Source organism: Candidatus Blochmannia sayi (nom. nud.) (assembly GCF_059935855.1).
The window spans coordinates 74,921-91,149 of the sequence record NZ_CP011796.1; the positions used below are offsets into that span (position 1 = coordinate 74,921).

Genomic DNA, 16,229 nt, shown 5'->3' on the forward strand with positions numbered 1-16,229 from the left:
GAATCATTGTTAAATCGTGGTAATTTATTGCTATCGTGATGTTGTGTAATTTTTTATTTCTAAATTGGAGTATGTATTATAGATTAATATATTATTTGTAATATTTATTTAGAATTTGTTACATGTGAATGTAATTTTTTATTTTTTAATTTTCCATGTATTTAAAGCATGTAATCGTCTGACGTATAATTCTTTGCTTATATTTGATCCAGTAAATCCGTCTTTGATAATGTCTGTAGTAGAAATTTTTTTTGTAATAATAAAGGCTGTTCGTATAAAATTTTCTTGATCAGATGAGCTGTTTTTATATTTTGTATATTTCGATATATTGGATTTACTAACTAAAATTATTTGATTTATTCTTTCTGGTCGTCTCCAGCAATCAAAAACCTTGAATAAGGTCATTAACATTTCAGATGATAATACTTTGGTATTATATAAATAATGATGATATTTAGAAACAATTTTCGTAAAATTACGTATTTCATGTGGTATTTTTAGTCTATTGCATAAATTTTCAATTAGAGAAGAGGTTTCTAGTGTTTTATGATCGTGATATTTGGTATATTTATTTGTTTTGTTATGGATAGTTTTTGTTTTTAAGTTACGACATAAAATAGAAAAACGTATGCTTAGATCATCTGTTAAGCGAGCGGTTTGAGCAAGTGTCGTCATAGTGTGGTAACCAACAGTATTAATTTTTGAATTATGTTGATGAACTGAAGCAGGAATTTTAAATAATTTATCTAATTCAGGAAATAGAATTTTTAGGGCTCCGCAACGACGTAATACTTGAAAATATACTTGTGGACTTTTTGTGATTAGAGCTTTTTTTGTTTCCATCCATATACGTTCTGGAGATAGTAATAGTAATTCATGAATCATTTGTTTCATTAGTATTAATGTTTCTGGAGCTATAGTAAAATGCATATGTGCAAATCGCGCGGCAAATCGAGCTACTCTTAATACTCGTAAAGGATCTTCATTAAACGTATGGGAAACGTGTCGTAATATTCGTAATTTCATATCTTGTTGTCCATGGTATGGATCTACAAGATTTCCATGTGAGTCGTATGCCATAGCATTGATAGTTAAATCTCTACGATATAGATCTTCTTCAATAGTAATTGAAGGCGCGGTATAACAAGTAAATCCAGTGTATCCTTGTCCAGATTTTCGTTCAGTACGTGCTAATGCGTATTCTTCATGATTTTCTGGATGTAAGAATACTGGAAAATCTTTTCCGACTTGAGCATAACCTATATTCAACATTTCTTGAGGACTAGATCCAACTATCACCCAGTCTTTTTCTTTAACTGGTAGTTTTAACAACGTATCTCGTACAGCACCACCTACTAAATATTTTTTCATTATATATTCTTAAATAAAAATAATTTTTTGTTAAAAATAAATTATTTAGACATAAATACAATATTATGTAATGCATTCAATTTAAAAAAAATAATACTGTCCTATATGATATATAATAATTTTTGAGAAATATATGGTTTTATGTTTTTGTTAATTACGTTAGAATAAAAAAATCAAAGTAGTTATTTCGATAGAAATAATAGAAAAGTATATAATATACGTATGAAATATGTTGTTATAATTTTTTTTGTTAAAGATACATAAATTATCGCATTTTTTATCATAAGATATGATTATATCAATGTATGTTTACATTGTATATTTTAATTATTTAATTAAATAAATTTGGTATATTATTTTTGTTGTGAATTTAATGTACAATTGGCTATTTTTATTTATTTTAAAGATATTTTTTTTGGATAAATTATGACTGTGGTTTTTCCAGATTTTTCTAAATCTAGTGTATTGATTGTAGGAGATATTATGTTAGATCGATATTGGTATGGATCTACCGATAAAATTTCTTCGGAAGCGCCTGTTCCTATAGTTAATGTGAATCAAGTTATAGATAGACCAGGTGGAGCTGCGAATGTTGCAATGAATATTGCTGCATTAGGAGCTCGATCAAGATTATTAGGATTAATTGGAATGGATGAAACAGCTCAAATATTAGAAAGACAACTTAATGCATCGAATATAGAATGGAATTTCATTTCAAGTAGTGTATGTCCTACTATAGTTAAATTACGAGTAATGTCTCGTAATCAACAACTTATTCGACTAGATTTTGAGCAAAATTTTAAAGATATTGATACTACCCAATTAATTAGAAACATTGAATTATACCTACCTAAATATAAAGTATTAGTATTATCTGATTATGCTAAAGGAGCTTTAAATCGTATAGAAGAAATTATTAAATTAGCGCGTTGTGACAACATACCTATTATAATAGATCCCAAAGGAATTCAATTTTCTCGTTATAAAGGCGCTACTTTATTAACTCCTAATATATCGGAATTTGAAGCGGTAGCGGGATTATGTTGTAGTGAAACTGTTTTAATTAGTCGCGCACAAGAAATGATTATTGATTATAACTTATCAGCTTTGTTAATTACGCGTTCTGAGCAGGGTATGACTTTATTTACGCGAGATACAGATCCATTATATTTTCCGGCTCAGACAAAAAAAGTATGTGATGTAACTGGAGCGGGGGATACAGTAGTGGGCGTGTTATCTGCGGCATTGTCTTCTGGAAAAAGTTTAGAAAAATCGTGTTTTTTGGCGAGTGTAGCAGCTGGGGCGGTAATAGGGAAATTGGGTACTTCTACTGCTAGTGCAATGGAAGTAAAAAATATGATAAGTAACAGTGTATATACTCATCATATACCATTTGGGATTTTAGATATAAAAACACTGAAGCGAGCAATATCTTTAGTTCGTAATAGAGGAGAAAAAATAGTCATGACTAATGGGGTATTTGATATTTTGCACTCTGGTCATGTAAGTTATTTGGAGAATGCTAAAAAACTTGGAGATAGATTAGTTGTTGCGGTAAATAGTGATGGGTCAACGAAGCGCTTGAAAGGAATAACAAGACCTGTAAATGTTTTAGAAAAACGTATGTCTGTATTAGCTGCTTTATCAATGGTAGATTGGGTGGTGCCTTTTTACGAGGATACGCCTAAAAAACTAATTACGGATTTGTCGCCAGATTTTTTGGTGAAGGGTGGTGATTATCATGTTTGTGATATTGATGGAAGTCAAGAAGTATGGAACAACGGAGGAGAAGTACGTGCATTAAATTTTCAAGCTGGTTGTTCTAGTAGTAATATTATTGATGCTATTAAATTTAAGAATAAAAAAGGTGGTATAAATTAATTAAAATAATATGTGTTTTAATATATATATATATATATATATATAAAATTATGAGTGTTTAAAAAAAATGATATGTTATGTGTTATGGTAGTATGTGTGTAGATAAAAGATGTTAATCATATGTTGTATATGTAATAATTTTATTTATATATTATTTGTTTTGATATTATAAATATAAAGTATGTATATTAAAGGTTGTCTTGTTTGTGATTCAAGTTAATGTTATTTTGATTTCTTATTGGATTAAGAGATTTAAATTGATTTTTTATATTTTTATAATTGACGTATTTTTCATGATATTAATGGAAGTTTGTAATGATATGTTTAGTTTTAACTGATTAATATAGTTTCTGTTTTATTGGTTGATGTTGTAATCATTTTCGGGTTTTATTATCTGAATTGTATGTGAAATTTCGAATGTTTTAGAAATTGATTAATCATGTAGGTTATGAGTAATGTTTTAATATTTATATAGTTAATATTTTTATTATTTTTTTAGTTATTATGTGTACTAAATATAGTGATCAATGTTTATTATGATATAAAGGTTTTTTGATAATTTTTATGCGTAGCATGAAGTACATATAATGTTAAAGTGTGATGTTTTTGACTTATTTTTAAAAGGTAAAAAAATATAGTATTTGTATTTCAAGATAATTTATTATATATAGATTATATTTTTATAATGAAAGTCCCAAAAATATGTATGATTATTAGCTCAGATTTTTTTTTAAATAATAAATAGATTGAGCTGATTTTGGGATTAATGGTAGTCGTGCAAAATAAGAATATGACAATGAACAACTGTATTTATTATATGTATATTTTATTTTTTAATTATATTTTTATTTATGATAAATTTTGTCATCATTTCGGTAAGTTATAGTATTTGATAGAGTATAAATTATCATGCATCAAGATTTTTTATCTGAATTTGGGACTCCTATGGAACGTGTGCGCAATGCGTTAGATGCGTTACGTAATGGTCGTGGCGTTTTAGTTATGGATAACGAAAATCGTGAGAATGAAGGTGATATGATATTTGCCGCAGAAAATATGACGGTTGAACAAATGGCTTTAGCCATTCGTTATGGGAGCGGAATAGTTTGTTTATGTTTGACGGAAGACAGGTGCAATCAGTTAAATTTACCAATGATGGTAAAGAATAATAGTAATCGTTATAGAACTGCTTTTACCGTTACTATAGAAGCAGCGGTAGGTGTAACTACTGGCGTTTCTGCAGCAGATAGACTGACTACTATTAAAGCATCTATAAAAGAGCATGCGAAACCTTCTGATTTGAATAGACCTGGTCATGTGTTTCCTTTGCGTGCTCGAAATGGAGGGGTGTTGGTTCGTTTCGGTCATACAGAGGCAGCTATTGATTTGACTTTATTGGCTGGATTAGGTCCGTTTGGGGTATTATGTGAAGTAATAAATGAGGATGGTAGTATGGCTCGTATATTAGAAATAATTTCATTTTCACATAAATACACAATGCCAGTATTGACCATTTCGGATTTGATAACCTATCGAATTGCTGTATCTTCTTGATAATAATATTTTTATCTATTTTATTAAAATAGTTAGTTGTATGAAAAAAATAGTTTTAAATATATCATAGTATAGTTATATAAATATATGTTATTGAACATTAACAAATAATGAATGAATGATATGTTTTAATTTAAGTATTTCAGATGCGTAATGGTATGATTTTTATAACAATATTTTATGTATATAATATATATGTGTCCTATAGGTAGGAATAATTTTAGTAGTTAAATTGTTTTTGCAGGTATATTGTTATTCGTATTATTATGAATGATGAGAAAATTATGTAGATGTATTTAAACGAGTAAATTGTGAAATTAATTGTACAAATTATTAAAATAGAGAGTTTTAATTAAGGATTTAAGGGAAAGATGTGCTCGCCATTATACGTATTATTTTAGTTTTGACGTTGTCAGTGATTATTTGTATATTTGGAATCGTTTATTGTTTATTTAGACCTCGTCAACCGTATTATACTGCTTTTTTTAGTCATTTATTTGGCAGTATGGCGCCTATTTTTGGTGTTCGTATTGAAATACGGAATTCATTAGCCAATAAATTGCCAAAGCATTGTATATATGTCGCTAATCATCAAAATAATTATGATATGATAACAGTGGCGTGTGTTGTACAGCCGCGTACTATAATGGTGGGTAAAAAAAGTTTATTATGGATTCCGTTATTTGGACAATTGTATTGGTTATGTGGAAATATATTAATTAATCGCGGTCATGGTGTTAGGTCTTATAATACCTTAATTAAAATGGCTAAGACTATCAAATCGAATAATATTTCTATTTGGGTATTTCCGGAGGGTACACGCAGCTCTGGAAAGGGATTGTTGCCATTTAAAACTGGTGCTTTTCATGCCGCAATTTCAGCTGGAGTACCTGTTGTCCCTATTTGTGTTTCCAATATTTCTAATAATAAAATAAAATTAAATCGTTGGTCTAATGGTTTGGTGATCATTGAGATCATGTCTCCTATAGCAACTGGGCAATATGCACCAAATCGAGTGCGTAATATGACTAGGTATTGTTATGAAATTATGACAGTAAAGATAGATGCGTTAAATAGAGAAGTAATTGAACGTGAAATGCAGATAATTAGATGATTTTACTATTAAAATTATATTTTGTAAAATAATTTTCAATATATAATAATTAATATTGATATTTATGCATAAACATAAGATTGATTTTATAGGGTGGTTATGGAGAATAGTTATGATAGTTATATTGAATAAAATAGAATTATTTATAGAAAGTAAAAATATGTTTGTTTGTGTTATTAAATCATCATAGATTTATACGATCAAGACCGTCTGATAAATCCTGAATTAGATCAGTAGGATGTTCTAATCCTATGTGTACTCGTACTAGAGTGCCTGTGAAATCTAGAGTTCCTATAGGGCGAATAGAACGAAGCTCTTCTACTTGATTTGTTAAAATTAAAGATTCAAATCCGCCCCAAGAATATGCAATTTTAAAATATTTAAAGTGATTAAGAAAATTAGATAATTGCAAATTATTTAAACGTTTTTTTAAAATAAATGAAAATAACCCACTAGATCCACTAAAGTCTCTCATAAAGTATTGATGGCCCTTACATGTAGTTAAAGCTGGGTGATTTACTCGTTCTATTTCCGGATGTTGAGATAACCAATGAGCAACATGTAATCCGTTTTCTTCATGTTGTTTTAATCTAACATACAGAGTACGTAATCCACGTGATGCCATGTAAGCGGTATCAGCATCTACCATTTGACCCATTAAGCAAGATTGTTCACGTAACTGATCCCAGCAACGTGAGTTAGACACTGCTGTTCCTATCATAGCATCGGAATGTCCTATAATATATTTAGTGCCTGATTGCAGAGAAATATCTACTCCCATGTCTAATGCTTTAAAAAAAACTCCTGCTGACCAAGTGTTATCCAACAAGATAATGATATCTGATTTTTTTTTACGAACTGTTTTGACAATATCAGGGATATTTTGTACTTCCATGGTGATTGATCCAGGTGATTCTAATATAATTAATCGGGTGTTATGTTGAATTAAATCATAAATATCATTTCCAATTAATGGATCAAACCAGGTGGTGCTAATGCTCATATTTTTTAATATACATCGACAAAATTTTTGAGTAGGTTCATAGGCAGATCCTGTCATCAATACGTGGTCTCCTGGACGTACAAAAGAAAGTATCGTATGTGTGATAGCTGCTGTACCACATGGGTATAACATACAACCTGCTCCATGCTCTAGTTCAGTCATAGATTGGCGTAAAGAAAAATGGGTGATAGTTCCGTATCTGCCATAAAATAGGTGATTAGTTGAGTTATGGTTTTGAGCTGTTTGTTTTTGTTGTTTAAAAGAGTTAAATACCACTGAAGATGTTCGTTGAATGATAGGATTAATGGCTCCATGTGTGTATTTTTTATTTCTTCCGGAAGTAATTAATTCAGTCTCAATTTTTTTCATGATTATTGTGTTAAACAAATAAATTATAGAATTGAATTGTAATTAGTAGCTATTGTACTATTTAATAACAACTAATTATATAACAAATTTTTATAATAAATTATAGTTTTATAATTTTTATATTATTTTAGATATTTAAATGCATTTTAATGAAATTTTAAAATTAATAGTAGTTAATTATTGGCATAGTGTTATGAACAAACGTATATAAGTATAATTATGTTGTTTATTGGGATAATTTACAATAAGAATATCTCTTATATAAGATGTATATTTTTGTATTTAGTAAAAAATTATTTTTTTGTTTTTAAAAATAATCTAACACTATTTATTTAAGAAAGAGGAATAATAATGTTGTAAATATTAAGAGATTTAAGATTTTGTAAGTTAGGATATGGTTTAATTTATTTTTTTTTAAAAAGAATGTTTTTAACTAAATAATTTTTTTTAAATGGTTAAGTGATTGTTAAATTAATGTGAAACATATTTCATTTTTATAGTTTCTAGATGATTTTCATATGGAATTTATTTTGAATGTTTCGTGTATTTATGATGAAATATAATTGTTATTTTAATCTTTTTATGGAAAATGGCGATTATTATAAGTTTTATAAGTATGTATGTGAGGTAAAATGTTGTGTTTATTTATATAAGTATGTGGAAGATTTAGTAAGATATATAGATGAATGTTATTGGGTAAAGAATTGATTAATTTATTTTTATTAAAGTTAGTATATTATGGCTGATTGGTTTTGATTTTGTGAGGGTGTTTAAAACACAATTATTTAGTAGTATGAATAATATGTTGTATTAAGTAAATATAAGAATTTAATAAAAATAAAAACTATATACGCATATACTTATAATTAAGTAACTATTGAATTGATTGTTTTAAATAGTATTTATCTTTATACAATTTTTAATAAGAATTTGGTATATTGATAAATTAGTATGTTTGTGTATTCATAAAATTAAATGTAATATTTTTTATTTTTTAATATGATTTTATGTGTGAATGATGATAATTTTTATGATTTTGACTCATTTATTTAAAAAATCATATTATATTATATAAATAATATAATAAATTTGCATATAAAACTGGTGTTTATAATTATTCAAGTATATTTACTATAATGTATTTACATAAATCGTTTGTAAAGTTTTTTGTTAATATGTGTTTTAGTGTTAATAATTAATTAGATAGTGTTTTTGTGTGTTAAGAAGTAACATTATATCATTTATTGATAAAATCAATAAATGATGGTGTTTTGTTATGTGTACAATTGATTTTATTGTGAGTGAGTGATGTTGTAATAAATAATATTATGAGTAGATGTTTGTTATGTTATTTTTTTTGTAGGAAATGATTAATTTTAGTGATTTCGAATTCTTTCATAATATTTGTTTGGTTTTTATGTTTTTGTAAGTGGGGTGTGTGTTATGGTATGTGAGCATGTATGAGTATAAAAATACTAGTTTTATTTGTTTGTTTAGAATTAAGTGTTGAAAATTTGTTAATAATTTTTTAATTTTAATACTTATGTATATGCCCGGACTTGGAATTGAACCAAGGACACGAGGATCTTCAGTCCTCTGCTCTACCAACTGAGCTATCCGGGCTTTGTTAGTTTTTGTATATAAAGATAATATAAGGGTATATGTTATATATAACAACAAAAGCTTTGTTGTATTATCTGTATTCTTTTAAATTCGTCAATATATTCATTTGTTAATTATAAAATTATTTGTTTAAATTTTTCAAGTAATATCTACACTTCGGGTATAGTGTTTAGTTGAGTAGGTAGTTTTAGAGTTATATTATTTATCTGCACAGATAAATAATATAGAATTTAGTTTTTTTATTGTCATTATAATTATTGTTCATGGTAATTTAAATTATGATTTGTGTTGTCTATGACGTTGGGTATCTCATTTTGGTAAAATTAGACAGTATGCAAATTTGATTTAATTATCATTATGATAATTTTCGAGTAATTTCCTTATATTATAAATTATTAATCGTTGGTGTAAAATATTAATTTGTGTTTAAAAATGTTAGCACTGTTTCAGTACAGTAGATTGAATCCATGATAGATAGTTTGAGTCTCCATCTACAATAGGTATTACTAATAATTCTGGGACTTTATAAGGATGTAATTTTTTAATTGTATTTAATACTGGATCTTTTAAAAATCTTTGTGTTTTTATCAATAACTGTAGTTCAGTATGGTCTTTAAGAGTATTTTCCCAGTAGTAGAATGAGCGCACTTCGTGTAATAAAGTTATACATGCCGCTAATTTAGTATGTAGTAATTTTTTTGTTAAATTTAAAACGAAAGACATATCGTTTGGAGTGGTGCATAGAATGATTATCATTTTTTATAATTAATCCAAGAGTGATTCGTATTTTACAAAAATAAAAAATACTGTTTTTAATTTTTGAGTATTTGGTTGATCATGTTTCTAAATATGTATTTGAGTTATGTAACATATTATGTCTACATCATTTTATGTATTTATTATATCAACGTGCGTTGATATAATAAATACTAAGTTATATAAATATCAGTTGTTGTTTGTGGTAAATAAGTGTACTTATAGGAATTAAAATACCCTGTACGTAAAAAAAGTTCTCACTTCCCCTTGAAGCAATCTTGAATGCCCCCATTTTAAGTATTGTCCTAAGGCGATAATTTTAATGAAGTTTGCATCTAATATCCAGTGTGAAAAATTATTAGTGTAGAATACAAGTAGTTAGATAATATAATTAGGGAGCGTTAAATGAAAATTCGTCCATTGCATGATCGTGTAATTGTTAAACGTAAAGAGGTTGAATCAAAATCTGCGGGAGGTATTGTATTGACTGGATCTGCAGCGGGAAAATCTACTCGTGGCGAGGTGTTGGCTGTTGGTCATGGCCGTGTTTTGGAAAACGGAGGATTAAAGGCGTTAGATGTGCGTGTTGGTGATACCGTAATTTTCAATGACGGATATGGTGTAAAAGTGGAGAAAATTGATAATGAAGAAGTATTAATTATGTCTGAAAGCGATATCCTTGCTATCGTTGAAAAATAATTCACGACTTACTTATTAATTGAACTAAAAATTTTTAAGGAAAATGAAATGGCAGCTAAAGATGTGAAATTTGGTAATGATGCTCGCGTTAAGATGTTACGTGGTGTTAATGTTTTAGCCGACGCAGTGAAGGTTACTCTCGGTCCTAAGGGAAGAAATGTAGTGTTAGATAAGTCTTTCGGGGCTCCGGTTATTACAAAAGACGGTGTGTCTGTAGCGCGAGAAATTGAACTAGAAGATAAATTCGAAAATATGGGCGCTCAAATGGTTAAGGAGGTTGCTTCTAAGGCAAATGATTCCGCGGGTGATGGAACGACCACTGCTACTGTGCTAGCTCAATCTATAGTTAATGAAGGATTAAAAGCTGTAGCTGCTGGGATGAATCCTATGGATTTGAAGCGTGGTATAGATAAAGCAGTAGTTGCGGCGGTAGAAGAATTGAAAAAATTATCTGTTCCTTGTTCAGATCCTAAGGCTATTGCACAAGTAGGAACTATTTCTGCGAATTCTGATGAAACTGTGGGAAAGCTTATTGCTCAAGCGATGGATAAAGTGGGAAAAGAGGGGGTTATTACTGTAGAAGAAGGATCTGGTTTGCAGGATGAGTTAGATGTAGTTGAAGGTATGCAATTTGACCGTGGTTATCTTTCTCCTTATTTTGTTAATAAGCCTGAAAGTGGTACAGTGGAACTTGAGCATCCTTTCATTTTATTAGCCGATAAGAAGATATCTAATATTAGGGAAATGTTACCTATATTAGAATCTGTGGCAAAAGCAGGGAAACCATTGCTTATTATCGCTGAAGATGTCGAAGGAGAGGCTTTAGCTACTTTGGTAGTAAATAATATGAGAGGTATAGTTAAGGTAACCGCTGTAAAAGCTCCAGGGTTTGGTGATAGGCGTAAAGCTATGTTACAAGATATAGCTATATTAACCGCAGGAACTGTAATTTCTGAAGAAATTGGGTTAGAGTTAGAAAAATCAACATTAGAAGATATGGGTCAAGCTAAGCGCGTAGTTATAACTAAAGATGCTACAACTATCATAGATGGAGTAGGTAATAAATCAGCTATAAATAGTCGTATAGCTCAAATTAATCAACAACGTGATGAAGCTACTTCTGATTATGATCGTGAGAAATTGCAAGAACGTGTTGCTAAATTAGCTGGTGGAGTAGCAGTGATTAAGGTTGGAGCGGCTACTGAGGTCGAAATGAAGGAAAAGAAAGCACGAGTAGAGGATGCATTACATGCAACCCGAGCTGCTGTGGAAGAAGGTGTAGTCGCTGGTGGTGGTGTGGCTTTGATTCGTGTGGCGAATGCTATTAGGGATTTATGTGGTGATAATGAAGATCAAAATGTTGGTATAAAGGTTGCTCGTCGAGCAATGGAAGCTCCGTTACGTCAGATAATGGCTAATGCTGGGGAAGAACCTTCGGTGATCGCTAATAATGTAAGATCGGGAGAAGGAAATACTGGATATAATGCTGCTACTGAGAAGTATGGTAATATGATTGAGTTGGGCATTTTAGATCCTACTAAGGTCACTCGTTCTGCTTTGCAATATGCAGCATCTATTGCTGGTTTGATGATTACTACTGAATGCATGGTTACTGAGTTGCCTAAAGAAGATAAACCAGATTTAGGAAATGCAGGAGCTGGCGGAAATATGGGTGGTATGATGTAGTTTGTAATTATATTATTAATTATTGTTGTTTTTAATCAAACAAACCCCGATACTGTTGAACTAATTAGTGGTCTGGGGTTTGTTTGATTTTGTATTTCAACATGCAATAATTTTTAATTAATAAAGAATAATGAGTTTTTATACATTTTATTAAAAATTAATTTATTATGGTACTATATAATATTAATGAATTTAAAGCTGGACTTAAGATTATCCACGATGGGGAACCATGTGTTATACTAAATAGTGAATCTATAAAACCTGGTAAGGGACAATCTTTTAGTCGAGTACGTTTTAGGCAGATAATATCTGGTAAAAATTTAGAAAAGACTTTCAAATCTGGAGATTTTTTAGAGTCGGCTGATATTATAGAGATTGATTTAACTTACGTATATCGTGATAAGGGATATTGGTACTTTATAGACAAAAATAATTTTGAAGAGACTGCTGTTGATACAAAAATAATTGGAGACAATGCCAAGTGGATTACAGTGCAATTGGATTGTGTAGTAATTTTATGGAATACAATTCCAATTCGAGTAATTCCCCCTAATTATGTAGAATTAAAAATAACAAAGACCACTCTTGTTAAAAAGAGTAATGCTGGATCGTCTGGAATTAAATTTGCTACTGTAAGCACGGGTGCTATAGTTAAAGTTCCATGTTTTATTCACACAGGAGAGTTGATTAAAGTTAATACTCGTTCAGGTATGTATGTATCTCGAATAAAATAATGGGTTTGATTATATCATATATTTATTTTGTTGTGTAACAATTTGATTGGGAGTAGTTATAGTCAGAGTTATTTATAGATAATTGATTATTGTAAAAACATATGGGTATATACGGTAATGTTAATTTATTGTTTTGATAATATTCTATAATTAACATATGTATTTGGTGACATAAAGGCATACGAAGCTTTGTATCTGCTATGTGTATTCGTATTTCAAATACAGGAAACCCATGTTGTAGATCTACTAAATATACTTCTGGAGACGGAGTGTGTAAAGCAAAAGAGGAATCTTTTACTATTTGTAGTAAAACTTGCATCATTTTATTTATATCTATTTGTGACGGAGCAGGTACTCGTAGTACTACACGTGTTATCGTGTCTGATAAAGACCAATTAATGAATTGTTTTGTGATAAATTCTTTATTTGGAATAATAATTTCTTTGTGATTCCAGTCAGTGATAATAGTTGCGCGAGTATTAATTCGGGAAACATTTCCAGTGAGATTACGGATAGTTATGGTATCACCAATACGAATTGGTTTTTCGAACAGTATCATTAACCCAGAGATAAAATTAGCAAAAATTTCTTGCAATCCAAAGCCTAATCCTACGCCTAGTGCTGCTATTAACCATTGTATTTTAGCCCATTCTATACCTATTAATGAGCATCCTACTATACTGCCAAGTAACATTAATATATATTTAGTTAACGTAGTAATAGCATAACTCGTTCCTGGTGCAAGATCTAAATGTTGTAAAAAAGTTAATTCTAAAAATGCTGGTAAATTTCGTACTGTCTTAGTTGTGATAATAATAACTAATATAGCAATGAGAAATGAATTTAATGTTATAGGCTGAATGTTATCTACTCCTTTTATAGTAGATGTGACATCCCATAACGTAACATTTTCTAAAAAAGAAAATGCTGAATGTAGTTCGGACCATAATAAAGTCATTAATAAAAGAGCAATAAGAGTGAGAATGGATCGTATTAATTGTAATGATTGTGTGCTGATAGTATCTAAATCTAAAGTTTTTCTATTGTTTTCGCCGATAGATACCAAGTTTTTAGTTTGTAGTTGAAAAGGATTTGATTCACTGTGAGTTCTTAAAGCTAAGAGTGTAGCTCTTCTATGTTTTGCTCGTTCAAAAGCAATGCGACGTCTTTGAATGGACATCCATCTGCGAATAATATGATATATAATTAATAACATGATCCAAATAAGTAATGAAACTTCTAATCGAGCTAGTAATGCTTGAGCAGCAAATAAATAACCTAAAATACAAGAAATAGCTGCTATTATTGGCGCGCATATCATTATATTCCATAAAAAATTATTAATGATATTGTCAGAAGAATCGCTTTTGTTTAAATACAAAGGCAAATTGGAACATTTTAGATTATTGGTGATAAATGCTAAATGAACGCATAATAAAATAAAACATAAACGTCCTAGAGTATTAGAAAATTCTCTATCGTTGTAGTTATTAAACACTATGAATGTTATCATTAAAAAAATAACTATGCTAACTGACCAGATATAATGATGGGAAAAAACTTCTTGAACTCTTTTCTTTGGCCAATTAAAATGAGCGATAAATAATCCTTTTTCGGATGCAAAGTAAGCACTTACTATAAATATCCATAATATAATAGTTGTGGAATTTATTCCATCCCCGATGGCAACGGCAATAGGGTATAACCAGGCATGACTTAAACTATATCCTATTATCGTCCATAATGCTGGAATTGGTAAAGCTATTAATATTGAGTACCATACATTATGAAAAGTAAGTAAAAAATTATCTTTATTTACTTTGCCTATTTTTTCGCTGGATCGTTCCAAAAATTCTTGATAATGATAACGTATGCTAAAATAAAATCCAGTTGATGTAATGATACCTAATATTATTAATATTAGGTTTTTTTTTTCAGAGCAAACCATTTGTAATGCTGATATTATTTGATGATTAATCTTATCTTCGGTTAATAATCTGTATGCATCTTGGTAAACGTCTAATGGATAAGATATGGTAATTGGACGAACATCAGCTACCCAAAATAAGTAGCGATATGTAGCTTTTTGTACATCTTGTAACGCTTCTTTCAGTTGTTCATAGGCAATTTTTAATTTTGTTAATTCAAGAATGTGTGTATCGTAAAGATTTAGTAGCGATGTAATTAGACCACGTTGCGTGGTAAGTTGTGTTTCAAAGATATATTTTTGCTGTGGTGTGAGTGGAGTGCCGTCGTCTTGTTTGCTTTGTGATAACAACAGTGCCGATTTATTTAATTGGTTTTCGTATTGTAAGCGCTTAGCTCTTAATTGAGCCATATCATGATCTAATTGTTGAGATTTAGGCATTTTTGGTAATTTGGAAACTTGAGCGCGTAATGTTTCTCCGAGAGCTGGGGATTTATCCAACCACTGTGCTTGTTCTAGTAAATTAGTAAAGGTTTGTCTTACTTGCAACGTATGTAATGCCACTTCTTGTTTTTTTGATGCAATGTTATTTATGTAGTGTGCTTGTTGATTTAAAATAATTGAAAGATCATGATTGGTTTGTAATTGTTTTTTTATAGATTTCGGTAATGTATTATTCTGTTTGATTAATATTTTGTCAGTCTGTTCAATAGTGTCGTTAGTTTCTTTTTGATATAAATGATGTAATTGTTCTCTTAATATTTGTGACGTATTATCTAGATGATCATATTTTTTTTTAAGTAACAGTATACGAAGTCGAGATAATTCTTTGAGATTATTGGCACTCAGTTGAGCAAATTCGAGTTCGGTTATTTTTAATTGTTTAGCTGCTTGTTCTGATTGTAATGCAACGAGTTTGGTTCGTTCCAATGAAGTATTTGCATTTGCATATAACATTTGTTGTTGTTCTAAATTATTTAATATATTTTTAGTTGTGGCTTGTTGTTGTGGCAATAGTATCAATGATTCATTGATAGAACGGGTTTGATCTTGTTCTTGTTTTAGTTTTTCTGATAAATCTATTAATTGATTATGGATTTGAAATAGTTTTTGTTTTAGTTCGTAGACAGAAAGATTTTGGCGTATATCAATAATGTTATTGGATGTATTGTTATATTCATTGTGTAATTGAAGAGCTACATGTGAGAAATTTTCTATAATTTTTTGATATTCTTTGATTTTAATGTTGGAAGACTTTTTTTCAGAAATAAAATGCAATGTAGATTGGAGGTTATTTATAATAGTTTTTTGATGCGTGCTATTAATATGTTCTTCTTGTTGCGCACTTTGTAAGTCTTGTTTGATTTTGTGTTCATCTAAAAAATTAGAAGAAAGTGTTATTAGTGGAAACAACCACGCTATTGGCCATACTAGTATATATCTTAAAAAAAGATAATATTCCAAAGATATAGTTTGTTTTTGGATAATAGTCATTTAGTACAATATTATTGA

The 16,229-nt window shown here is 29.4% G+C and carries 10 protein-coding genes and 1 tRNA gene; 6 read left to right on the forward strand and 5 right to left on the reverse strand.

The window, feature by feature from the left end:
- Positions 1-138 precede the first annotated feature (138 nt).
- Positions 139-1,371: a tRNA CCA-pyrophosphorylase gene (locus Bsayi582_RS00315; RefSeq protein ID WP_500815832.1), complete on the reverse strand. Its 1,233-nt coding sequence runs from the start codon at positions 1,369-1,371 to the stop codon at positions 139-141.
- A 426-nt stretch (positions 1,372-1,797) separates the two neighbouring features.
- Here Bsayi582_RS00315 and hldE point away from each other — a divergent pair, with 426 nt between their 5' ends.
- From hldE to Bsayi582_RS00330, 3 genes are all read left to right on the forward strand, one after another.
- Positions 1,798-3,252, forward strand: a complete 1,455-nt coding sequence (gene hldE, locus Bsayi582_RS00320; RefSeq protein WP_500815833.1) for a bifunctional D-glycero-beta-D-manno-heptose-7-phosphate kinase/D-glycero-beta-D-manno-heptose 1-phosphate adenylyltransferase HldE — start codon at positions 1,798-1,800, stop codon at positions 3,250-3,252.
- A 909-nt stretch (positions 3,253-4,161) separates the two neighbouring features.
- The gene (gene ribB / locus Bsayi582_RS00325) at positions 4,162-4,806 is read left to right on the forward strand and encodes a 3,4-dihydroxy-2-butanone-4-phosphate synthase (protein ID WP_500815834.1); all 645 of its coding nucleotides are present in this window, start codon (positions 4,162-4,164) and stop codon (positions 4,804-4,806) included.
- A 373-nt stretch (positions 4,807-5,179) separates the two neighbouring features.
- A complete protein-coding gene (locus Bsayi582_RS00330; RefSeq protein ID WP_500815835.1) occupies positions 5,180-5,920 on the forward strand; it encodes a 1-acylglycerol-3-phosphate O-acyltransferase in 741 nt (246 codons plus the stop codon).
- 184 nt (positions 5,921-6,104) lie between these two features.
- Here Bsayi582_RS00330 and metC read toward each other — a convergent pair whose 3' ends face one another.
- From metC to cutA, 3 genes are all read right to left on the reverse strand, one after another.
- Positions 6,105-7,292 (reverse strand): cystathionine beta-lyase, encoded by a 1,188-nt coding sequence (metC, locus tag Bsayi582_RS00335; protein WP_500815836.1) that lies wholly within the window; start codon positions 7,290-7,292, stop codon positions 6,105-6,107.
- Between the two features lie 1,550 nt (positions 7,293-8,842).
- Positions 8,843-8,915: transfer RNA gene (locus tag Bsayi582_RS00340), tRNA-Phe, on the reverse strand.
- A gap of 435 nt (positions 8,916-9,350) precedes the next feature.
- The gene (gene cutA, locus Bsayi582_RS00345; protein ID WP_500815837.1) at positions 9,351-9,671 is read right to left on the reverse strand and encodes a divalent-cation tolerance protein CutA; all 321 of its coding nucleotides are present in this window, start codon (positions 9,669-9,671) and stop codon (positions 9,351-9,353) included.
- A 405-nt stretch (positions 9,672-10,076) separates the two neighbouring features.
- On the opposite strand from cutA, the gene Bsayi582_RS00350 reads away from it, so the two are divergent.
- From Bsayi582_RS00350 to efp, 3 genes are all read left to right on the forward strand, one after another.
- The gene (locus Bsayi582_RS00350; protein WP_500815839.1) at positions 10,077-10,370 is read left to right on the forward strand and encodes a co-chaperone GroES; all 294 of its coding nucleotides are present in this window, start codon (positions 10,077-10,079) and stop codon (positions 10,368-10,370) included.
- Between the two features lie 48 nt (positions 10,371-10,418).
- On the forward strand, positions 10,419-12,056 hold the full coding sequence (gene groL, locus Bsayi582_RS00355) for a chaperonin GroEL (protein WP_500815840.1): 1,638 nt from the start codon (positions 10,419-10,421) through the stop codon (positions 12,054-12,056).
- A 167-nt stretch (positions 12,057-12,223) separates the two neighbouring features.
- On the forward strand, positions 12,224-12,790 hold the full coding sequence (gene efp, locus Bsayi582_RS00360; RefSeq protein ID WP_500815841.1) for an elongation factor P: 567 nt from the start codon (positions 12,224-12,226) through the stop codon (positions 12,788-12,790).
- A gap of 22 nt (positions 12,791-12,812) precedes the next feature.
- On the opposite strand, the gene mscM is transcribed toward efp, so the two are convergent.
- Positions 12,813-16,211 carry a miniconductance mechanosensitive channel MscM gene (gene mscM / locus Bsayi582_RS00365; RefSeq protein WP_500815842.1) on the reverse strand — a complete coding sequence of 1,133 codons (3,399 nt, stop codon included), beginning with the start codon at positions 16,209-16,211 and terminating at the stop codon, positions 12,813-12,815.
- Between the last annotated feature and the right edge of the window lie 18 nt (positions 16,212-16,229).